The organism is Pseudoalteromonas sp. TAP-3C (assembly GCF_059888565.1).
Window position 1 is genome coordinate 1,715,346 of the sequence record NZ_CM187618.1, and the last position, 23,117, is coordinate 1,738,462.

Annotated in this window: 19 protein-coding genes; 8 read left to right on the forward strand and 11 right to left on the reverse strand. The window is 41.8% G+C overall.

Features of this window, described 5'->3' with window-relative positions; all coding sequences use genetic code 11:
* Positions 1 to 100: 100 nt before the first annotated feature.
* Positions 101 to 1,222, forward strand: a complete 1,122-nt coding sequence (locus tag AC6H44_RS08095; protein ID WP_500734982.1) for an S-(hydroxymethyl)glutathione dehydrogenase/class III alcohol dehydrogenase — start codon at positions 101 to 103, stop codon at positions 1,220 to 1,222.
* A gap of 58 nt (positions 1,223 to 1,280) precedes the next feature.
* Positions 1,281 to 2,123 carry an S-formylglutathione hydrolase gene (gene fghA, locus AC6H44_RS08100; RefSeq protein ID WP_500734983.1) on the forward strand — a complete coding sequence of 281 codons (843 nt, stop codon included), beginning with the start codon at positions 1,281 to 1,283 and terminating at the stop codon, positions 2,121 to 2,123.
* Here fghA and AC6H44_RS08105 read toward each other — a convergent pair.
* The 3 genes from AC6H44_RS08105 to AC6H44_RS08115 form a co-directional block, all read right to left on the reverse strand.
* Complete coding sequence (locus tag AC6H44_RS08105; protein WP_500734984.1) at positions 2,077 to 2,457, reverse strand: hypothetical protein; 381 nt, start codon at positions 2,455 to 2,457, stop codon at positions 2,077 to 2,079. The two genes, fghA and AC6H44_RS08105, sit on opposite strands and share 47 nt — an antisense overlap.
* 196 nt (positions 2,458 to 2,653) lie before the next feature.
* The gene (gene ltrA, locus AC6H44_RS08110) at positions 2,654 to 3,928 is read right to left on the reverse strand and encodes a group II intron reverse transcriptase/maturase (RefSeq protein ID WP_500734985.1); all 1,275 of its coding nucleotides are present in this window, start codon (positions 3,926 to 3,928) and stop codon (positions 2,654 to 2,656) included.
* 779 nt (positions 3,929 to 4,707) lie between these two features.
* Positions 4,708 to 6,615: a beta-ketoacyl synthase gene (locus AC6H44_RS08115; protein WP_500734986.1), complete on the reverse strand. Its 1,908-nt coding sequence runs from the start codon at positions 6,613 to 6,615 to the stop codon at positions 4,708 to 4,710.
* Between the two features lie 127 nt (positions 6,616 to 6,742).
* On the opposite strand from AC6H44_RS08115, the gene AC6H44_RS08120 reads away from it, so the two are divergent.
* Together AC6H44_RS08120 and AC6H44_RS08125 are read left to right on the forward strand one after the other, a co-directional pair.
* Complete coding sequence (locus AC6H44_RS08120; RefSeq protein WP_500734987.1) at positions 6,743 to 7,753, forward strand: GlxA family transcriptional regulator; 1,011 nt, start codon at positions 6,743 to 6,745, stop codon at positions 7,751 to 7,753.
* Positions 7,746 to 8,258 (forward strand): EAL domain-containing protein, encoded by a 513-nt coding sequence (locus AC6H44_RS08125; RefSeq protein WP_500734988.1) that lies wholly within the window; start codon positions 7,746 to 7,748, stop codon positions 8,256 to 8,258. Before AC6H44_RS08120 ends, AC6H44_RS08125 begins: the two co-directional genes overlap by 8 nt.
* A gap of 16 nt (positions 8,259 to 8,274) precedes the next feature.
* Here the strand turns inward: AC6H44_RS08125 and AC6H44_RS08130 are convergent, their stop codons facing one another.
* The 8 genes from AC6H44_RS08130 to AC6H44_RS08165 all read right to left on the reverse strand — a co-directional run bounded on the left by AC6H44_RS08130 (position 8,275) and on the right by AC6H44_RS08165 (position 16,226).
* Positions 8,275 to 8,787, reverse strand: coding sequence for an MgtC/SapB family protein (locus AC6H44_RS08130; protein WP_500734989.1), 513 nt, complete (start codon positions 8,785 to 8,787; stop codon positions 8,275 to 8,277).
* 24 nt (positions 8,788 to 8,811) lie between these two features.
* Positions 8,812 to 9,966, reverse strand: a complete 1,155-nt coding sequence (locus tag AC6H44_RS08135) for a peptidase C39 family protein (RefSeq protein WP_500734990.1) — start codon at positions 9,964 to 9,966, stop codon at positions 8,812 to 8,814.
* Positions 9,966 to 11,360, reverse strand: a complete 1,395-nt coding sequence (locus tag AC6H44_RS08140) for a RimK family ATP-grasp domain-containing protein (RefSeq protein ID WP_500734991.1) — start codon at positions 11,358 to 11,360, stop codon at positions 9,966 to 9,968. The genes AC6H44_RS08135 and AC6H44_RS08140 overlap by 1 nt, the downstream gene beginning before the upstream one ends.
* Positions 11,361 to 11,733: 373 nt before the next feature.
* On the reverse strand, positions 11,734 to 12,192 hold the full coding sequence (locus tag AC6H44_RS08145; RefSeq protein ID WP_500734992.1) for a dienelactone hydrolase family protein: 459 nt from the start codon (positions 12,190 to 12,192) through the stop codon (positions 11,734 to 11,736).
* Positions 12,193 to 12,318: 126 nt separating this feature from the next.
* The gene (locus AC6H44_RS08150) at positions 12,319 to 12,795 is read right to left on the reverse strand and encodes a transcription elongation factor GreAB (protein ID WP_500734993.1); all 477 of its coding nucleotides are present in this window, start codon (positions 12,793 to 12,795) and stop codon (positions 12,319 to 12,321) included.
* A 100-nt stretch (positions 12,796 to 12,895) separates the two neighbouring features.
* The gene (gene secF, locus AC6H44_RS08155; RefSeq protein ID WP_500734994.1) at positions 12,896 to 13,825 is read right to left on the reverse strand and encodes a protein translocase subunit SecF; all 930 of its coding nucleotides are present in this window, start codon (positions 13,823 to 13,825) and stop codon (positions 12,896 to 12,898) included.
* Positions 13,818 to 15,656 carry a protein translocase subunit SecD gene (gene secD, locus AC6H44_RS08160; protein WP_500734995.1) on the reverse strand — a complete coding sequence of 613 codons (1,839 nt, stop codon included), beginning with the start codon at positions 15,654 to 15,656 and terminating at the stop codon, positions 13,818 to 13,820. The genes secF and secD overlap by 8 nt, the downstream gene beginning before the upstream one ends.
* A 108-nt stretch (positions 15,657 to 15,764) precedes the next feature.
* Complete coding sequence (locus tag AC6H44_RS08165) at positions 15,765 to 16,226, reverse strand: hypothetical protein (RefSeq protein ID WP_500734996.1); 462 nt, start codon at positions 16,224 to 16,226, stop codon at positions 15,765 to 15,767.
* 170 nt (positions 16,227 to 16,396) lie between these two features.
* Here AC6H44_RS08165 and AC6H44_RS08170 point away from each other — a divergent pair, with 170 nt between their 5' ends.
* From AC6H44_RS08170 to AC6H44_RS08185, 4 genes are all read left to right on the forward strand, one after another.
* Positions 16,397 to 18,010 carry an IS1634 family transposase gene (locus tag AC6H44_RS08170; protein ID WP_500734997.1) on the forward strand — a complete coding sequence of 538 codons (1,614 nt, stop codon included), beginning with the start codon at positions 16,397 to 16,399 and terminating at the stop codon, positions 18,008 to 18,010.
* A 93-nt stretch (positions 18,011 to 18,103) separates the two neighbouring features.
* A complete protein-coding gene (locus AC6H44_RS08175; protein ID WP_500734998.1) occupies positions 18,104 to 19,897 on the forward strand; it encodes an ABCB family ABC transporter ATP-binding protein/permease in 1,794 nt (597 codons plus the stop codon).
* A gap of 177 nt (positions 19,898 to 20,074) precedes the next feature.
* Positions 20,075 to 22,150, forward strand: a complete 2,076-nt coding sequence (locus tag AC6H44_RS08180) for a M13 family metallopeptidase (RefSeq protein WP_500734999.1) — start codon at positions 20,075 to 20,077, stop codon at positions 22,148 to 22,150.
* Positions 22,151 to 22,320: 170 nt separating this feature from the next.
* Positions 22,321 to 23,034 carry a YebC/PmpR family DNA-binding transcriptional regulator gene (locus tag AC6H44_RS08185; protein WP_500735000.1) on the forward strand — a complete coding sequence of 238 codons (714 nt, stop codon included), beginning with the start codon at positions 22,321 to 22,323 and terminating at the stop codon, positions 23,032 to 23,034.
* Positions 23,035 to 23,117: the final 83 nt, after the last annotated feature.

Consider the following 23,117-nt stretch of genomic DNA (forward strand, 5'->3'; position numbering starts at 1 on the left):
AATTGAAGATTATCATTATCTGAGAAACAAATACAATAACCTCATCGCCCAAATAAATTGGGTCTACAATTATTATCTAATTACGATAAAGGATAAACACATGTCTGAATTTATAAAATCGAAAGCTGCAATTGCTTGGGGTCCAAATCAACCGTTAAGCGTTGAAGAAGTGGATGTGATGATGCCTAAAAAAGGCGAAGTAATGGTAAAAATCACCGCAACCGGTGTGTGCCATACTGATGCATTTACCTTGTCGGGTGAAGATCCTGAAGGCATTTTCCCCGCTATTTTAGGCCATGAAGGCGCAGGTGTTGTATACGCTGTGGGCGAAGGCGTTACCAGCGTAGAAGTTGGCGATCATGTTATTCCTTTATACACCGCAGAATGTGGTGAATGTAAAATGTGTACTTCAGGTAAAACCAACTTATGCTCTGCGGTTCGCGAAACGCAAGGTAAAGGCCTAATGCCAGACGGCACCACTCGCTTTTTCAAAGATGGTGAGCCAATTTATCATTACATGGGGACCTCTACGTTCTCTGAATACACAGTACTACCCGAAATCTCATTGGCTAAAGTAAATAAAGAAGCGTCGTTAGAAGAAATTTGTTTATTAGGCTGTGGTGTTACTACCGGTATGGGCGCTGTCACCAATACGGCTAAAGTAAAAGCGGGCGATACTGTGGCAATATTTGGCCTAGGCGGTATTGGTTTATCTGCCATTATTGGCGCAAAAATGGCCGGTGCGAGTCGTATTATTGGTATTGATATTAATACTGCTAAGTTTGAACTTGCGACCAAACTCGGTGCAACGGACTTAATTAATCCAAAAGACTTTGATAAGCCAATTCAAGACGTCATTGTTGAAATGACCGATGGCGGTGTTGATTACTCATTTGAATGCATTGGTAATGTTGATGTAATGCGCTCTGCCCTTGAGTGTTGTCATAAAGGCTGGGGAGAGTCGGTGATTATTGGTGTTGCAGGTGCAGGCCAAGAAATTTCAACCCGCCCATTTCAATTAGTAACGGGTCGCGTATGGCGTGGTAGTGCGTTTGGTGGTGTTAAAGGTCGTTCGCAGTTACCTGAGATTGTAGAGCGCTATATGGCAGGTGAATTTGCGCTAAACGACTTTATCACTCATACCATGAGCCTAGAAGAAATTAACAATGCCTTTGACTTAATGCATGAAGGCAAAAGCATTCGTACTGTCATTCATTACTAATTTATTTAAATTACCATTACAAGCCGTTGCTATTAAGTAACGGCTTTTAAGGATTGTTATGTTAGAAAATATCTCAACAACAAAAGTGGCTGGCGGATGGCATAAGCAATACAGCCATAGCGCTTCAAGCACTCGTTGTACTATGCGTTTTGCGGTATTTTTACCGCCAGGTGCCAGTGAAACTAATAAAGTACCGGTACTGTACTGGTTGTCAGGTTTAACCTGTACCGATGAAAACTTTATGCAAAAAGCCGGCGCATTTAAAAAAGCAGCGGAGCTAGGTATTGCTATTGTAGCGCCCGATACTAGCCCACGTGGTGAAAACGTGCCCAACGAAGATAGCTACGATTTTGCGCAAGGTGCAGGGTTTTACATCAATGCGACGCAGGCACCTTACAATACTCATTTCAATATGTACGACTATGTGGTGAAGGAGCTACCCGCATTAATAGAGCAGCATTTTCCAGTAACGGCTAAAAAAGCAATTTCTGGGCACTCTATGGGCGGGCATGGTGCATTAATGATTGCACTTAAAAATCCAAAGTCATACACCAGTGCCACTGCATTTAGCCCTATTGTTAACCCTATGGCGTGTCCGTGGGGTGTAAAAGCATTTACAGGCTACCTAGGTGACGACAAAACAACGTGGGTACAATACGATACCTGCGAATTAATGCAACAAGCCGAGCAAGCAAACTATTTACCTATGTTGGTAAGCCAAGGTGATGCTGATAACTTTCTAGAAGCGCAGCTTAAGCCGCAAAACTTGGTCGATATCGCTAGTAAAAAAGCGTATCCGCTGCAGCTCGAAATGCACGCTGGCTACGATCATAGTTACTATTTCATTAGTAGTTTTATAGACCAACACTTATTATTTCATCATCAGTTTTTAACTGCTTAGGTTCTTTGTTGTGTAGAGTAGACTCTTCTACTTCTACACATTCTTTTAAGTTTTTTGTGATCTGTCGGCATATGTGTCGCGGACTATCAGAAATACCTACTTTCACTAGATTTACCAATGCAGTGTCTATTTTCAACCCTAAGTTAGAAAAGCTTAATCCCTCTTTGTTTTTAGGACCCGCCGTTAATGTGTCTTTAAAAGGTTCAGAGCGAGATAAATTACTGGTACTTTGTTTTTCAAGCATCTCGGAATGTGCCTGACCATCTAAAATAACCCCTGCCACAGTGCAACCAGTTAAGCTTATAAGAACAATTAAAATAATAACGAAGCGCATAATATGCCAGTGTGTTTTTTACTTAAACTTAGTTTAATCACTTATAGAGTAAAAACTGTAAAAATGTGTACACGCTATAAACTTCTCTGCAAACTGAAAGCATTATCGAGTAGGGTGAGGCTTTTGCCTCATCCCTCTCACAGAACCGTACGTACGGACCTCGTATACGGCTCCTGTATTCTTCTATCCCTTCGGCTTATTTACTAAACGCCGATTGAGCAAGCCATCCTGTACTTACTTTTTCCATTGAATATAAACCTAGCTCTTCAAACCATTGGTTTGGCATTGCTACACTCGATAATGGACTTAGGGAGTTTCGCCATGAGTTCATTTTTATAAACTTAAATGGCGGCTTTTTCCCTAATTGTTTTAGTCGTTTATGCAATCTCGCTGGATTTTTCCACAACCTTAACTGAATGGCCCTTAATCGGCGTCTTAACCACCCCGCCAGCTGAGTTAATGCTCGTTTACAATTGGCTATACTGAAATAATTTACAAAACCACGCACCACTGGGTTTAGTCTTTTTATTATTTCAACTAAGTTCATGCCGCTATTTCGTTTTGTTAATCGTTTAACTTTTTGTTTGAAGCCTTTGAGTTTTGACCCTTGGATCCGTGTCCAATTACATCCTATCTCCACTCCCAAAAATTTTACCCCTTCACTGCTATGCGCTATGTGGGTTTTCTTTTGGTTGACTGTTAACTTCAAGTCTTTCTCCAGTATCTGAGTTGCTACAGTGAGTGCATGTTTCGCTGCTTTTTCTGTGCAGCATAAGATCAAAATGTCGTCGGCGTACCTCACTATTCTGTGATTTCGCTTTTTCATTTCTTGATCGAACGCATCTAGGTAGATATTCGCCAACAATGGACTGATAACCCCTCCTTGTGGACTCCCTACCTCACTCGCTTCCCAGTGATTGCCTATCATTACCCCACTTTTTAAAAACTGATTGAGCAGCTTTAAAATGCTACCGTCTGTCACTTTGCGTTTGACGCTGCTAATAATTAAATCGTGATCTAACAGGTCAAAGCACTTCGACAGATCCATATCAACCACCCACTCACGCTGATATTTACGAATAAATACCGTGGCTTTGCTGATGGCATCATGGCAGCTTCGTTTCGGCCTGTACCCATAACTTGATGGGTGAAAGTCGATGTCGAAGATCGGTTGGAGAATGTTCAATAGCGCTTGTTGTACTATGCGATCGCGAACTGTTGGAATGCCCAGCAATCTCACGCCGCCATCGTCTTTCGGTATTTCTATCCGTTTGACCGGCTGCGCGCGATACTGCTTGCTTTGCAGTTCTCGTTGCAGTTGTTTCAAGTTTTCTTCTAAATTCAAGGCGAACGCGGCTATGGACTGCCCATCTATTCCGGCGGCTCCTTTTGCTGCTTTCACTTTTTTGAATCCCTTGTACAGGTTATTAATATCTAATAATTGCCCATACAAGCTGTAGTAAACTGTCATCAATTGCCTTTGCTTGCGGTATGTCTGTCGTTTCACATTGATGTATAGTGGTGTCCTTCATGATGACATTAGGTGTGCTAGCCCAGTGGCAATCTGCCTAAGTGGTCAATCATTACTCCCGTGCTCGGCCTTTAATTCTCAGCGTCCACATTCCTGCTTAGCCGTCATCTCTTGCCTATTTCCGTCGAAATACATGTGAGCCTATACGTCGATATTCCTGATTTTCATACTCTTAAAGAATACTTCCCCCCTTCGCAATCAATTAAAACTTTTGATTTAAATTGACCCTATCAGACACGCTGCTGATAGTCGGCTTGGTTTTGCCCTCCACACCATTACTGGCTTTCATCGGCCTAGCCTTACTCACTACTACGGGTTCATCTGCCACCTCACACCGACGTTAAACCTTGGGTTTCCCCTTGAGTTTAGGCCACTTATTTACACTAAGTTTAGATGCCAGGCTTCCCCAGTTACTGTGCTGGCTCCCTGTTAACAATCCCACCCTCAAACACAGTATAGGTCTGACTGAGTATCGGGCTTTGCGCTATTTTGCACGCTTACCCACCTACACTGCCGAAACAGGTTCACTTGCGTTGTGTACTGTTAACTTCCTATCGCTTCCTTCAGACCCTGCCGTTGGCCAGCAACGCCCTTACGATTCGGATTATCTTCCCCTCAGTCGGGGTGATTCAGATTTCTTTCAACCTGACGGGTTTGCCAGCTTCGCTGGGCAAACAAAAAAGGCGCTTAAAAAGCGCCTTGCTAACAAGTATGTGTGCTTAGAACATATCTTGATAGGAGTTTGTTGTATTAAAACTAATTGATTTCTCAAAGCCTGGCAGCGTAATACTGTGCTCATCTAACACAATTTCATTTTCTTCAATTAAGCCATCACCAAAACGATAAATTAACGAATACTCACCCAAATCAGCTTGTGCTTGGTAATTATGCTGCGCCGCTTTTACGTGCTTATGTTTTTCAGCGTAGTGATTCATTGCAGCATCGCCATGGCGTTTCGCAAGCATTTGCATGGTTACTTTTGCGCTAAGCACAGTAGCGGTTGCATTATTACCACCAAAGCCTTTTGAATTAATAAACGCAATATCCATATCGCCACAGTTATAGTGAGTATTACGAATATCTAAATAGTTAGCGTGAACATCATCAGCCACTTTATCAATAGTAGTAATACCCGGCATAATATTATGACTAAATACACCTAAGGCAATGGCAAGTTGGTCGCCGCTAGCTGGGGCTATCGTGTGGCCAACAAACGCTTTAGGCGCAGTAACTTTCCAGTTATTAATAGCAAATGTTTGCGCTACTTTATGATAAATTAACGACTCTGTTACGCGGTTTTGCGGTGTACTTGAACCATGGGCTAAAATAAAACTACGTTGTTGCAGTGCTTCTTTACCCAGTAAATTACTGGCAAGTGCAACCGATTTAGCCATCGTAATATAATTACCAGGGCCTGGGGAGGTAATTGACTTTTTAACTCCATCTGCATTTACAAACACATCGGGAACACTCGCCAAAATATCCGCACCGAGCTCTAGTGCCAGCGCATCATCCATTAATATAGCGACTTGCGCGCCTTCGCCTAGCGTGAAACCACAGTTTTCGCCAAATGGGCGGCTGCTTCTACGATAATCTGGCTCATCATCATTGCTTAAATTATCTAAACGACGCAGCCCTTCAACGTTAGCCAACGCACTCATATTACCAAAGCCTTCAACAACTTCAGGGGTTATAGCACATTCTACACTGGCAACAATGGCTACGCGGGTGCGCCCAGCTTGAATATCATTAACCGCAGCACGCAGGTTATATAAAAAAGTAGCACACGCACCCGATGTTGAAAACGTAGTACCGACATTACCCGTAACATAAGCATTAATAAAATCAGTCGACATGGTGTTTAAACCCAGCGCTAACTGTTTAGTGCTGACACGCTCTCCCTGTTGGCGCGCTTTCACTAACCCACCTAAGCCTTTATCATCCATTTGACCAATAACAGACGCTGAATAAGTACCAATTTTGTCAGGCTCTACGCTATTGATGATCTGTTGCCAGTCGAATCCGGTTGATTTAATTGCATCGGTGGCAGCAAAAATTGTAGCCTGCAACCCACGAGGCTGGTAGCGACTGTTGTACATTATTGCCGGATCGAACCCTGTAGGAAATTGCCCTGCCGATTTAATCGGATTATCACGGGTTGAATCGTGTTTTACATCAAGCTTTGCAGTAATCGTCACTTTTACTTTTTTATTATCGAGTTCATCAATTTGCCAATTACTTGGTAACGGTGAGGGTAAGTCACGCCGGCGAGTTTCAAATATAATTGCGCTATCATCTGAAGCCGTTAACGTCATTTTTTGCTGCCAAGGTGTCGCGTCTACATCAAAGTGTTGTTTTTCTATTTTACGAATTAATGTACCGGCAATAATTTGCTCACCAAAACGTGCTTCAATGTCGCTTTGCTCAACATGATTACCTTGGGTATCTTGCAACTGGCCGTTAACTTTAGTCACTAAGTTCATTAATGTGGCAAGGCCTAAAAACGTTTCTTGGCGCGCTTGTGGCTCTAAACTGTCTAACACAATACGACGATAGCCTTGGTGAAAAGAAGTTCGGCCAGCGGCATTAATGCCTCCCATGCCGACAATGACGGGTAATGCAGTCATAACGTACCTTTGAAATACCTGTGTTTAGAATATACCTCAGTTTAATTGGATTACGAGTACAGCTTTGTGCTTTAATAGCCAAATAAGCGGCATAAAAGGCCAAAAACAACTGGTCGGAGCATTCATAATGAGTAATACATCACCACTGTACCCTATTAATATTGGTATTGCCGTATTTGAGCACCTGCTGGTTACTAGCTTAACCCTCCCCATTGAGATGTTACGCGCAGGTGAAGCGTATGCTAAAGGCCATAACAAAAAACGTGGGTTTAAACCACTGACCATACATTTAGTTGCTAAGGACACGACCCCAATAAAAACGCGTACGGGGCTTTCAATTGTTGCTGATTGTGATTGTGAAAACACACCTTATTGCGACTTAGTCATTGTGCCCGGTATTTGGCGTAATCCTCGACCTGTGCTTCTTGCTAATCAGTCTGTAGTAAATTGGTTAACTGAAAGTTTTACTATGGGAAGCCATATTATTGGCGTAGGCACAGGTAATTGTTTTGTTGCAGAAGCTGGTTTACTAGATGGCCACCCTGCGACTACCCATTGGCATTATGCTAAACAATTTAAGCATGACTATCCCAATGTCAGTTTAAAACCCGATTTTTTTATCACGCAATCAGAACGAATGTACACCGTAGCCAGTCTCAATGCACTCGCTGATGTTATTGTGCATATTATTAGTCAATATTATGGTAAGGAGGCAGCGCAACATGTGGAGCGCAACTTTTCTCATGAAATACGAAAACCTTACGAAGATCAACGTTACCTAGAAGGAGCAGTTGACCGTCACCCAGATGAGCTCATAGCACAAATACAGTTTTGGTTAAAAACGAATTTAGCCAGTGAACTGAACTTACAAGCGGTCGCCGCCCAATTTAGTTTAAGCTATCGTACCTTCACCCGGCGTTTTAAAAACGCTACCAACCAAAGTCCAATCGAATATTGGCAACAATTACGCGTAGAGGGCGCTAAAGAATTATTAGCCTCTTCTAACTTATCAATTCAAGAGATTGCATTAGAGGTTGGCTATAACGATCAAGGACACTTAACCCGCGTGTTTAAAAAAGTCTTGAGCCAAACCCCAAGCGAGTATAGAAAAGTAGTGAGACGAAAGTTATTTGGCTAAATTGCCGTACAAAAATAATGATAGATTTATAATAAGCTCGCCTTTACACATTATCAGTGGGGCGCTTGAACACACGTTACAAAAAGCCGACTGCACCAGACTCGTCTTAGAAATAACCGAACATTCTCCAATCTCAGACTACACTAAAATGCGCGATGCACTCACCCCACTTAGAAACAAAGGGCTGCGCTTAGCAATTGACGATGTAGGCGCCGGCTTTTCATCGTTCCAACACATATTGGAGCTGGAAGCTGATATCATTAAATTAGACATCAGCCTTACACAGAATATAAACACCGACGCACGTAAATTTTTACTTGCAAAAGCGCTGTGTGGATTTGCAAAAGCAATTGATTGCACCATCGTTGCAGAGGGGATTGAAACACAAGAAGAACTCAACGCATTAAGAAAGCTTAATGTAGACAGTGTACAAGGTTATTTTATTGGTCGCCCTGCCCCGATTGATGAGGCAATCGGGTTCGAAAAAAGGGTATTATCAGCATAACGCCTGTGATCTGAGGTTAGTGACGCTCTGTATCAATCGTCTCTTTTCGATAATAACGTTTATGGTAACTTTTTACCTTGGCATGCACGCCTTTACTTAAGCTCTTAAATTTGGCCTCAAGGACATCAACACCATATAAAATACCGACCACCAGTACTGAAAGTTTAATCGCGGCACCTAAATTTTCAGTTGCTATCATCACGCCAATAGAGGCAAGAACCCAAATAGTGGCAGCAGAGGTAACCCCTACAACGGCGCCATCTTTTGCCAGCATAACACCGGCACCTAAAAATCCAATGCCAGTAATTATTTGTCCAACTACACGAGAATGATCTATTACATCGCCTTGTAAATTAAACGCGGTTGATAAAAACAAGTAAGTACCTAAGGTAATAAGTGCTGAGGTGCGAATACCCACGGGCTTACCACGAAGCTGGCGCTCAATACCAATAATAGCACCACAAAAAGCGGCGGTGCCAATGGCCGCCCAAGAGTATGGCGCTACATCGATAAAATCTAAAAATGTCACTGATTATCCTAGTTTATAATTACGTTATACTTTGCTAATGGCGATTGCTGTTCTAAGCCTTTGACTACCAAAAGCCGACATTTTACTAAAGTCACTGCGTGCAATTGGTACATATTGACAATCTATTGCAAGCTGTTTGTCATTTACAGGCTCACAAAACGGATCATGAACATAAACACAATGCTCATCTAAATGCGTTACACACACCCAATGCGGTGATTTTTTACCATCAAACCGATAGGTGCTAATTAATAACAACACACTAAATCCTTGGCTTAACCAGTTTTCTATATCGGTTAATTCAACATCTTTTTGTTTGACTGTGATATTTGCCGCAGCGATCCCTTCAACAAACTGCTGATGTACCGTGGCCAATACTGATTTTTTGTTATCACTACGTACCCCATCTAAAAATAATGGTGCTGCGGTATTAATAATCACTTCACTTTTAAAACCACGTTTATTTGCAGCCAGTGCTAGTCCAAATGGATGGCAACCACCATGCCCAGAGGTCATAAAAATAGTAGTGGCTTCACGCCACAGTGCCAATTCATGTGATTGACTCATTTCAGTGCTGCCCTCAAGTGAAGCTAATGCCATTAATAAGGCTGCAGGACCGCAGGTAAAATCTGTCGTTTGCTGATACCAAGGTGTTAATCGTGCTACTTTTAACTCACTGTTTTGGCGAATATTTTTTTGCATACGCAAAGCATCACTGTGATCGTCGTAATAATCACTATACTGACCAAATACCCTGTAACCCAACCTCTCATAAAGCCCAATAGCACTTTCGTTATTTACAGCAACTTCTAAACGTAGGTATAGACGCCCACGTTCACAAGTCGCCTCTTCAAGCGAATTAAGTAACATTTTAGCAATGCCTTTGCCTTGCATTGCCGGTAAGACTGCCAACGAATACAAACGCGCTAAGCGCGTGCCTTTATGGCACCACACTAGCCCGTAGCCGTAAAGCTGTTCTGTATAGCTACTTTGAGCAACTATCAAAATACCATGTTTGGCACTTATCCAGCGCTTTAAGCTGCGAGGGCTCAGCTTATCGTTTTTAAAACAGCTGTTTTCAAGTATCACTAACGCTTTTAAGTCGCTTATGGTTGCAAGGCGAATAAACACCTTACTTGCCTCTATCAAAGCCTTTTTATCAGCTTGTGCGTTAGACATTAACCACGACCTCGTGCTTCAAGGCGTTGCTTAAATTCGTCCATGATGATCATGTATAGCTCATCACCTAAATAACCGTCTTCTACTTTATGGTCAATACTTGGATTGTCATTTACTTCCAATACATAGGCTCGGCCTTGATGTTCCTTGACATCCACACCATATAAGCCTTTACCTACTGTTTTACAGGCTTTTAACGCCGCATCTAACACCGCTTTTGGTAATTCAAAGGTTGGCAATGTTTCAAATCCACCCGAGAAAAACCGTTTAGCGTCATGGTTATAAATTTGCCAATGATTACGTGCCATTAAATAACGACATGCATAAATTGCGCGGCCATTAAGCACACCTACACGCCAATCGTATTCGGTGTACATGTATTCTTGCGCCAATACTAATGCACTTATTGCAAATAACTCAGCAAGTTTAGCTTCAAGCTCTTCACGGTTCACCACTTTGTACACACCCTTAGAAAATGATCCTTCCGGCATTTTTAATACCAGCGGATAACTAAACGATGCTTCTAATTGCGTTATGGTGTCGCTGGATTGATCAGCCACTACCACAGTTTTTAAACTCGGCACTTTTTGATAATTAAAGGCATCATGCAAATACACTTTATTACAGCAACGTAAAATAGACTCTGCATCGTCAATCACCACCAGCCCTAAATTCTGTGCTTTGCTCGCGAGGCGATACGTAGGGTGATCTATCGCCGTTGTTTGACGAATAAATAGCGCATCAAATTGCGCTATGTTATCTATTTCGTCAAAGCTGAGTGCTTTTGCGTTAATACCATGCTTTGCGGCTGCTTTAATAAAGCGCGCTATGGCCTCTTTATCACTCGGCGGTACTTTCTCGTTATGATCAACCAAAATGGCCATATCCCAGCGAAAACGACGCTCTACTTTACCAATTCGCCATTGCGTTTGAGTAAATTCACTGAGTTTAGATAAAAAGTCGGCATATTGTTGCTCATTTAACGACGCTAATGAACCTTGCTGTAACAGCCCTTGTTCATCAACAAATAATATGGGCGCTGGGTATTGTTTAAATACCGATTTCACCGCTTTAATTTGTGTTTCATTCTCGGTGTGGCCAAAATAAATGGCACCTTCAATTTGCCCAATATTTTGCACAGCCGCCTGATGACTGCGAAGCGCATTTATTGTTTTTACACTGGGTAATACTTGGTGCTTGCGTGCCTCAGCTAACAACGAACAATAATAACCTTTACTCAAATACTGACTAGAGTCACATAAATTAATAATGCGCGTTTTTGGCTCGTTACGTTTTGGATAATCACGTAGATAGGTATTAAAGGTAATGACATTTTCAAATGAAAGAGCAAGGGTTTGCTCATTGTTATCAACCACAATTAAGGTTTTAAACACGACTTTTCCTAGTTAAGTCAATATAAAGTGTGCTGATATAATTTATGAGATCAGCAAGTTAAACTACAAAATAGAAACACCTATCGCACTAAGTGCAGCATTTAGCAAATCACTTAATACGATAGGTGCTTTAACGAGTATCTACTATAAACGTTAGCGCTTAAATTGCTTAAGCGACATACGCTTTATATGCCCTTTTATTAAAAGTGACAAACGAGATATTTTTAGCGTCAAGATAAAAATTATTGATTAACTTCCCCCTCGTTAATTTGTGTTTTAAAACAGCAAAAAATCAGCTCTAATTAAAATTATTAATACACTAAAATGACCAAGACACGCTTTGTTTTTAGTAAATACATAAAATAACAAGGGGTTACTTTATTGCTTGTATTAGGGTTAACTTTTTCGCTAATGCGTTTAATGTTTCGTCGTAACCCGCTTGATTAAAATTATTCGAATGCGGATTCATAAAACCATGCAAGTAGTCAACTTGCTTGGTTTTAACGAGAGGCTTTGTTGCCAAACTATTTTTCAATGCTTGCACATCGAAGTGAGTTTCACTGCAAGGAAATATTAGTTCTACCTCACACTGTGGATTTAAATGAGCATGATGCCTAATTTGCGAACCATAATAACAAATTCCACGACTTATATTGTTTATTAACGGCTTTGCAGCAACAGACCAAATTGCCGATGCCCCAACACTAAACCCAATGAGTGTAACCTTTTCAGTAAGCGGTTCTATTGCCTGCTGTAAAATGGATGTGTAGTTATCAACACCAACCTGTTCTGTAAAGTAAGCATAGGCCTGAGCTTCACTTTTAAATGCCATATCCACTGCGCTGTATGGGTCAACAATGGTATGAACATCTAACCTTTGTGCTAACTCTATTAAGCGGGGGTTTTTCCAAAAATATCACTAACCAATACTACATTCATAAATAACTAATACCTAAATTTAAAGCACTTTTACGACATCGTAGTTATGCTTAACATCACCTATGGTTAGGCTAATTTCATCATCAATGTATTTACTTAATAACTGTTTACCCAGTGGTGCAGCTGAGGTGACCACCTGAATAGTTATACCTTTAACGTCAACCGTTAATCCACCTGCGGCAGGGCCTAAATAAAACCATTTTTGTATGCCAGCGCCATCTGCTAAACACACCAGCGAATTTACACCAATTGCACCTGTCACTGTGTTGTTGTATGTGGCTTCAAATAGTTGTATTTGTTTGTAACACTCATTCACACGATCTGCGTGACCTTGCGCTAAATACGCAGCTTCAAGTCCAAGAGTATCGTATTGAGTTTCAGCAACGCTTTGTTCGTGGGTAGCGGTGTCATGCGCAGTTTTTGCTGCTATTTTGGCGGTATTAAGTTGCGCTTCTAAGGCAAAACGCAGGTGCTCAATTACATGGTTTTTATTCATTTTGGGTATTTACTCAATGCTAAAATAATCTTACCATTTTAGCATTGTTGCCACATCGAACACTATCCCTTTGCAATGTGGCAACTGTGCTCTCTCATGTTTATGGCATATTCATTAATGCCTGTGTTTGTTCATCAACCTGCTTATCATAGTTTTTAGCACTTAGCCCAAGTAGTTCAGGTAAGGTAACAGCAATACAAATAGAGGAAAGCGTACCGACAACGATGCCAGTAAACAAGGCAATAGCAAATCCTTCTAGGGGTGCGCCGGCTAGCAACCAAACACTGGCTACTGTTGCGAGCGTCGTCCCTGAGGTAATAAGCGTACGCGTTAAGGTACTTTTAATCGCGCTATTAATAATACTGCTTGGTTTGAGCGTGATGTTTGTTGGTATGCGTAACAGCTCGCGTACTCTATCCCCCACGATGATTGAGTCATTAAGAGAGTAACCAATAATCGCCAACAAACTGGCTAAAACGGTTAGATTAAACTCTATTTGCAACCATGAAAATAAGCCTACCACCAGCACTAAGTCATGCAGTAAAGCCACTACAGAGCCCAATGCCAAACGCCATTCAAAACGAACCGCTAAATAAAGCATCACCGCCATCATAGCAGCAAATAATGCTAAGCAGCCTTGCTCAAATAACTCATCCCCCACTTGGGATCCAATATAAGCGGATGATAAAATCTCAGCATTTATAGTTGGGTTTTGGCTAATTGCCGTTTTCCACTTGTCATTATTTGCTCCTTTATTTGGACCTTGCGTTAATTGAAACTGATTATTGCCTAGCGCTGTGAGTTCAAACTCACCCTGATGATTTTTAGTAATAAACAACTCAAGCTGCTTTAGTTCAACACCTTGGCTGGTGGTAAATTCTGTTAAATAACCGCCCGTAAAATCAAGGCCAAAATTTAGTCCTTTTTGTGCAATAGTGAACACCGATAACAACACTAACATAGCACTAATAAACATACCGGTATAACGCATACGCGTCCCTGACTCACAGTTTAAAAAAGTGTTAAGCATGTTCATTTACTCCTGATTTTTTACCTAGCTTTAAATATACGCTTTGACTTAAATACTTTGATACATACACACCAGTAAATACCGACGTAATAAGCCCAAGAGCCAACGTTATGGCAAAGCCTTTAACCGGCCCATACCCTATGCCGTATAAAATAATCGCGGTGATCATGGTGGTAATATTGGCATCAAATATAGTATTAGCCGCCTGCTTATAGCCTTCTTGTATCGCTTGATATGGAGGGCGCCCTTTGCGACGTTCCTCTTTTATCCGTTCAAATATGATCACGTTAGTATCAACTGCCATACCTATGGTCAGCACTAAACCGGCAATACCAGGAAGCGTTAAAACCACGCCTGGTAGGAGTGACATTAGCCCTACGAGTGAGGTTAAATTTAAAATTAATGCCACATTTGCGATAAACCCTAAACGGCGATACCACAGCGCCATAAAAGCAAGTGTTAAGCCCATGCCTAACATTAACGCGGCTAAACCGTTATTAATGTTTTCTTGTCCTAGGCTTGGACCTATGGTTTGTTCATGTACTATGGTTACGGGCGCAGTGAGTGAGCCAGCACGCAGTAACAATGCTAAATCGGCCGCGGCTTGTGGACTTTGCATATTGGTTATACTAAAGCGCGAACTTAGATGCTGAGCAATATTAGCAACATTTATTACTTCACTTTTTTTAACCACTTCCCCTTTAGCATTTTGCGAATACTCTGAATAGAGCGTTGCCATAGGTTTACCAATGTTAGCTTTTGAAAACGCCGACATAGCTTCTCCAGCTTGGCTATCAAGGCTCAATTGTACTAATGGTTTACCCCAATCATCACGGCCAACATTGGCATTATTAATATGTTCACCGGTAAAAATAGGCACAGGGTCGAGCTTAATAGTCCCACCCGATTGCAGATTAAACGTTTGCCCGCCATTATTTTTAAGTTGATAAAACCCCAATGACGCAGTAGCACCAATAATACGTTTTGCCTCGGCTGGGTCTTGCACGCCGGGTAACTCAATGCGAATACGCTGCTTACCTTGGCGCTGTGTTACCGCCTCGGTAATACCCAGCTCTTCAATGCGGGAGCGAAGCGTAGTGAGTGTTTGACTCATCACCTCTTGATCAAATGCGCTGCGTCCTTGATCAGAATAACTCACTTTCACTAACTGTAAATTACCATTGGTTGATGTTGTTGTGGCTAAATTTGCAAAACGGCTTTTAAGTTCACTAATCACAGGCAGAAGGTTATCTGTGGCATTTCCTAAAGCGGTAATTTCAAACCCTTGGTTGGTTTGCTGTGCTTTAACACCATAGGCTTTTTGTTTAACAATAATGGCTTTGGTTTGCTGATAAGCACTGAGTAATTGCTCATCAATGGCTTTGTCTAAATCAACATCGAGTACAAACAATACCCCGCCGTTTAAATCAAGCCCTAACTTTATTGGCGATAAGCCAAACTCTTGAAGCCACAATGGACTCGTGGCGTGTTCAACAATTTTAACCTGAGTACTTGGAAAATGTGCTTTAATTGCTGCTTGAGCCTTCGCACTTTGCGTTGGCTTATTTAAAAGCACATTAATAGTTGCTTGGTTTTGTACACCTTGGCTGACCTCAAACCCTTGGTTATTTAAAAAGTTTACTAACGTTTGAGTACTGAGTATTGCTTGAGTTTTAACCTCAGCCGTAGCACTAATGTGCAACCACGACTTATTCGGGTATAAATTAGGCAAAGCGCTTATTGCCAGTAGAACCAATACAACCAGCATGGCTACATAGCGCAATTTAAACTTAGCCATAACTGGCTTTTTTTGTTTTTTTAAACTTAACATAGTTGTTCCTTATTACCGGACACAATCCAGTAACGTACCTATTAGGCACAATTAATTTACAAGTCAAAACGCTAGGCGTTCAAACCAATTAACTTTAAATAAGAAACATTAAGCGTGGTAAGTAATTAAGGCGGTATATAACAGGTTGGCGTCTTTCCAGCCACTTAAGCGTGACTTTTTACTTTTAGTTACCCACGTATACCAAGGCTGGCTAATTATTATCGCTTGTGGGCGCAGATAAATATGCCTGCAGTCAGTCAGTGCAAAAAACTCATACACTACATCGTACTCAGGGTCGCCCTGCGCACTGTGTAAAAATAAAAATGAGTTATTGGCTGTTAACCTTGGTTGATGGGCATCAAAATCGGCAGGTTGCGAATTTTTATGTTGTACACTTTTTGGCAAATGCACGGGTGCAGGGGCTTTAGTCAAATGATCTAAATTTATAACGTCGCTATGCATGCCTTCGCTATTGTTTAAATTGTGTTTTACATCCACAGCATTGCTTTGCACACTAAATAGCGCAACAAAAAACAAGCAAGTAGCTATAAAAACGCGAAATTTAAACATCTGTCATTTAAAACTAAAATAAAGGATAGTGAGTATATTAGCTGTCATTCCGCACCCTAAATCTGAATTAAATTAGTTCATTAAATGAGCGGTTGATCGAATTTTGTTAAAAAATACTTGACGGCGATCCCTATATTTGATCTATTACTCTCTTTTGAGAGCGCGTATTTATGTCTATCCCTTATGCCCAAAAACTCGAACACCACGGCTTAGTTGCTGGATTTTGTCACGATCTAGGTTTTGTCGATATGATTGATAACGCACTCGGTGGCGTGGCGCCTGAGCGCAACATCAGTTGTGGTCAATTAGTGTTGGCTATGGTGCTAAACGGCCTAGGTTTCACTGGCCGCACACTGCATATGTACAGCGAGTATTTTCAAGGCAAGCCGCTTGATAGATTAATTGGTGAAGGCGTAAAGTCCGAGCACATCAACGACGATGCGCTTGGTCGCTGTTTAGACACCTTATATGAATACGGCGTATCGAAGCTGTATCAGCAATTGGGTGAGGCGGTGGTAGAGAAATTAGGGTTACAAACCGAAGCTTTACACCTTGATTCAACAAGCTTTCATTACGATGGCAAAGCGACAAGCGAGCCTGATGATGACGAACCAAAACCTATCCGTATCGCGAAAGGTTATTCGCGCGACCATCGCCCTGAGCTCAACCAAGTGATACTCAATCTTATCTGTGAGAACCAGTCAGGCATTCCGGTTTATATGAAGCCTGCCAGTGGCAACAGCAATGATATGGAAGGCTTTAAACAGATTGTAAAGGCACATATTGGCAGTTTAAAAGCCGCGCAAGCCAGCCGCTACTTTGTGGCCGATGCCGCCTTGTATGTGCAAGAAACCATTAAAGATTTACATACTCAAGGCCAACTGTTCATTACGCGGGTACCGCAAACCCTCAAAGAAGCTAAAACCCTTGTTAAGCAAGCGCCTAACTTGAATTTCACCCCTATCTCACCTGGCTATGAAGGCGTGAGTTATGACAGTGAATACGGGGGGGTGAAACAAAAATGGCTACTCATTCGCAGTGAGCAGGCGTATAAGCGAGAGCAGCATAACCTGAACAAGCGTATGCTAAAAGCCGGAGAAGTTGCCCGCAAAAGCTTTAAAAAACTGTGCCAACAACGCTTCGTTTGCCAAAATGACGCACAAAGCGCCCTTATAAAATGGCGAGGTAAACAAGCGGTATGTGATGTGGATGCAAATGTTGTTGAAGTAGCCATTTTTAAGGGAGCAGGACGCCCTAAACTCGGACAATCTCCTGAGCGTATCGAATACCAGATTACGGGTGCATTATGCACACCTCTGGCATCCAGAAAAGCCGCTTTACAACAACTGGGTTTGTTCATTATTGCCACCAATGATGTTAGCGACCATCTTGACATGGCAAACTTGCTGAGCAGCTACAAAGCGCAGCAGAATGTAGAAAAAGGCTTTCGATTCTTGAAAAGTCCCGACTTCCTTACGAGCGCTATTTACCTGAAAAAGCCTGAGCGCATTGAAGCGTTACTCATGGTAATGACTTGCTGCCTAATGGTGTACGCGGGGTTAGAGCATCAAATTCGCAAAACCTTGGTCGAGAAAAACTGCTACTTCCCCACAATGAAATACAAGCCGGGCCAACGCCCCACGGCACGCTGGGTGTTCCAGTGCTTCGAGCATATCATCATAATGTATTGGCCTGATAAGCCACCCATGGTGGCGAATATGCAGCCGCGCAATCAAACCATTGTTGATTGCTTGGGTGAAAAATATCAGCGGATTTATTCTTAAAATGGGTGCGGAAGATCGGTATTAGGGCAGCTAATTAAAATACAATAGCTTAAGCTAATTTCATTTATACAAAAACACATACTGAGATCCTCGATGCGCGCTAGACAATCATCTGAAAAACGCCACGATGCAATGAACCTAAAACAAAGTGTTAAAACACTTTGGCCCTATATCACTAAATTTAAAGGCCGAGTATTTATTGCCGTTTGTGCATTAGTGGGCGCTAAAGGTGCAACATTATTGATGCCATGGGCACTTAAAGAAATTATCGATTCGGTTGATCAATCCATTAACCCGGTGTTGCTTATTCCCACATTGTTGCTTGTTATGTATGGCGCGCTGCGTTTTGCCAGCGTGTTTTTAGGTGAAATACGCGATGCTGTATTTTCTCGCGTAACCGAGCATGCCATGCGTGACATTGGTCTTAAAGTATTTAAGCATTTACACTCGCTAGATTTAGCCTTTCACTTAGATAGGCAAACTGGGGGCATTAGTCGAGATATAGAGCGTGGTACGAGTGGGTTAAGTTTTTTAATGCGCTTTTTAATGTTTAACATTGTGCCTACCTTATTTGAAATAATAACCGTCGCGATTATTTTTGGTACTGTGTTTTCAATTTGGTTCGCACTTATTACTTTACTTGCTGTGGCTATTTATATCTTTTTTACTGTGACGGTTACTCAATGGCGAAACCGCTTTATTCGCGAGTCTAATGCTGCTGATAACCAAAGCAACACTCGCGCCATTGATAGCTTATTAAATTACGAAACCGTTAAATACTTTAATAATGAAACGTTTGAAGCTAGTACCTACGATACTTTTTTAGCTAAATGGGAACACGCTAGATTAAAAAATCGGATGTCTTTATTAGCACTTAATTCAGGTCAAGCACTGATAATTGCCAGCGCAATAACCGCATTAATGTGGCTAGGTGCAAGTGAAGTCGTCACGGGCAACCTCAGTATTGGTGAGTTGGTAATGATTAATGCGTATATGATTCAACTATTTTTACCGCTGAATTTTTTAGGCTTTGTGTACCGGGAAATACGCCGTGCCCTTACCGACCTTGAAAACATGCTCGGTTTATTAAACACCTCGCCAAAAATCGCCGATAACGCCGATGCACAAGCATTAAAAATTAAACAAGGCGCAATTAGCTTTAAAAATGTCAGTTTTAGTTACGATAACACCCGACCCATTTTAAAAAACGTCAGCTTTGAAGTAGCCCCGGGTTCAAAAGTGGCCATTGTCGGCGCCAGTGGCGCAGGTAAAAGCTCGTTAGCCCGATTATTGTATCGCTTTTATGAGCTCTCATCCGGATCTATTTGCATAGATAAACAAGCCATCAATACTGTGACACTTTCAAGCCTGCGTAAAGCCATTGCGATAGTCCCCCAAGACACAGTGCTGTTTAATACCACCATACGAGAAAACATTGCTTACGGCAGACCCTCAGCTACTGATGATGAAGTTAATAAAGCTATTGAAATGGCGCACTTAACCGACTTTATAAAAACCTTAGATAAAGGTGATAGCACTTTAGTAGGCGAGCGCGGTTTAAAAGTTTCTGGTGGAGAAAAGCAGCGCATTGCCATTGCCCGAGCAATTTTAAAACAATCACCCATTTTAGTTTTTGACGAGGCAACCTCTGCCCTCGACTCGCAATCGGAGCAAGCAATATTAAAAGCCATGCAAGAAGTGGCATCCAATCACACCAGTCTTGTTATTGCACATCGCTTATCAACCATTACCGATGCCGATACCATTATTGTACTTAAAGCGGGCGAAGTGGTAGAACAAGGAAAACATGACCAATTACTTGCTCAACATGGTGACTATGCTCACATGTGGGCCTTACAACAAAAACAATCAAAACCAGTAAACTAACAGGCTACATATCAGGCTTTTTGAGGTGAAAGATATGCCAAATACTGGTTTTTATCGATCTGAACGGTTATTCACCTCAAAAGGTTTCTTTGAAGTGAAGTTATCAATACAATCGAGTGGCTATTTTTATAACAAAAATATAACGCATTAAATACAATGAATACATAGGAAACAATAATGAAAAAGAGTTTAATTGCAGCCGCACTCGCTGCCACGTTTATTACTGGCTGCTCAGAGCCACAAACAACAAAAACACAACAAGTAGCAACAGCTGAAAAACCACACGCAACTGCGAAAGCAGAGCTTGGCACCTTTGGGGTTGATTTAAGCGCGCGTAACGAAGCAGTAAAACCAGGCGATGATTTCTTTATGTACGCCAGTGGTTCATGGTACGACAATTATGAAATGCCAGCAGATAAAACTCGCTATGGTGCATTTTCAGCCTTAGCTGAGCGCAGTGAAGACCGTGTAAAAGAAATTATTGAAGAGATTGCAGCGCGTGAAAACTTAAACGCTGAAGAGCAACTCGTCGCCGATTTTTACAATTCATACATGGATACCGACACACTTAATAAACTCGGTGTAACCCCCATTAAGCCACTGCTTAACGACATTAACGCAGTAGCGTCAACTGATGACTTAGCAAAAATCTTTGGCCAATCATGGTTAACAGGTGTTCGCGCCCCCATTGGGGGCGGTATGTGGTTTAACCGCTTAGATCCTAATAAGTATGAAATGTCACTTGGTGCAGGCGGGTTAGGCTTACCCGATCGCTCTTATTACCTTGAAGACGCAGAACGTTTTGTAAAAACCCGTCAAGCATACGTTGCACATATTGCCGATATGCTTAAATTTGCAGGAATTGAAAACACCACACAGCGCGCTGAAGCAATTTTAGCGTTAGAGACAAAAATTGCACAGGGGCATTGGCCTCGCGAAAAACGCCGTAATCGTGACTTAACCCTAAACCAAATAAAGCGCGATGAGTTAAGTACTCAGTACCCCGGGTTTAACTGGGATGTATACTTTGCGCAAACAGGTTACAAAGTGCCACAGTTAAACATGTCGCAACCTGAACCTATTAAGGCCATGATTGACTTAATCAACAATGAAGAATTAAACATATGGAAAGACTACCTAACGTATCACGCTATTAATGGTAATGCGGGGTTGTTATCTGAAGATATATTTAACACCAGCTTTGCCTTTTTTGGTAAAGAGTTGAATGGTCAGCAAGAACCGCGCCCTCGTTGGAAACGTGCTATTAGCGAAATGTCAGGCACAAGTTCATTAGGCTTTGCTATTGGCAAAATTTATGTATCGCGTTACTTCCCAGAGTCGTCTAAACAACAAATGTCTGAATTAGTTGAAAACCTGCGCACTGCCCTGGGTGAGCGTATAGACAATTTAGATTGGATGGGCGCAGAAACAAAAGTAAATGCGCGTGCAAAATTAGCCGCGTTTGTGCCAAAAATTGGTTACCCCGATGAATGGCAAAGCTATGAAGGCTTAAACATTAGTAACAATGACTTAATGGCTAATGTAAAAAATATGCGTGAGTTTTTCCAAGCCGACAGTGTTGAAAAAGAGCTTAAGAAAACCGACCGTAACCGTTGGGGCATGACACCACAACGTGTTAACGCTTATTACAATAGTTCGTTTAACGAAATTGTATTCCCTGCCGCTATTTTACAACCGCCGTTTTTCGATCCTAATGCAGATCCTGCGGTAAACTACGGTGGTATTGGTGCTGTGATTGGCCACGAAATGGGCCACGGTTTTGATGATCAAGGCTCAAAATCAGACGCCAACGGTATACAACGTAACTGGTGGACTGATGAAGACCGCGCCGCTTTTGATGCTAAAGCCGACAAACTTGCCGCTCAGTACAGCAAATATGAGCCAATTGAAGGTAACTTTGTAAATGGTCGTAACAGCTTAGGTGAAAATATTGGTGATGTAGGTGGTTTAGCCATGGCTTACCATGCCTACAAACTAAGCTTAAATGGCAAAGAAGCACCGGTGATTGATGGTGTAACCGGCGATCAACGTTTCTTCTTAGCATGGGCCCAAGTATGGAAAGAAAAACGCACCGAGCAAAGCATGTTAAATCAATTACGTGGCGGTACACACGCACCTGGTCGCTTTAGAGCGCAAGCTCCACGCAACCACGATGCATGGTATAAAGCCTTTGATGTAAAACCAGGGGATGAGTTATACCTACCAGAAGACGAACGCGTTCGTATCTGGTAATTTCGTTACAATCGTTCATTGATTGTCACGTGTTAAACAACCCGCTTAGGCGGGTTGTTTTATTTTTGCCTATTAATAAAATGGGTATTACTAGCCCTGCCCTGCATTTACCTTTAGAATATGCCCTTGCAAATTTTTCAATTATTTATAGATATTAAGGCGAAACGCAGATGGGAAGAGCTTACCAAAACAAAAAAGATTCAATGGCTAAAACTGCGGGTGCTAAAACTAAAGTTTATTCAAAATACGGTAAAGAAATATATATATGTGCTAAGAACGGCGGAATCGATCCAGACGGTAACCTAGCACTGCGTCGTTTAATTGAACGCGCTAAAAAAGATCAAGTACCCGCTCACGTAATTGACCGCGCAATTGATAAAGCGAAAGGCGGCGGCGGCGAAGATTATGCAGCTACTCGCTACGAAGGTTACGGCCCAGGTAACTGCATGATTATTGTTGACTGTTTAACCGACAATAACAAACGTACCTTTGCCGACGTACGTGTATGTTTTACCAAAGCAAATGCTAAAATTGGCGCACAAAACTCAGTATCACATTTGTTTGATCACCTTGCTATTTTTGTATTTGATGGTGACGACGATGAAACTGTACTTGAGGCATTGATGATGGCGGATGTTGATGTATCCGACGTAGAAGCAGAAAACGGCAAAGTCACCGTGTTTGCTCCACATACTGAATATAACAGCACCCGTACCGCACTTGAAGAAATGGGCGTGACCGAATTTGACGAAGACTTGATTGCTTTTGTACCCCAAGTAGAGGCACCGATTGAAGGCGAAGACGTTGAAGTAATGGAGCGTTTTTTAGCCATGCTTGAAGATTGTGACGATGTACAAAACGTATACCACAACGCACAGTTTTAAGTTCTAACGCTTAATAGTATTTAAAGGCCAACCTCGTTGGCCTTTTTTTATAGAAAAGCTAAACCCCATATTTTGACCACTTA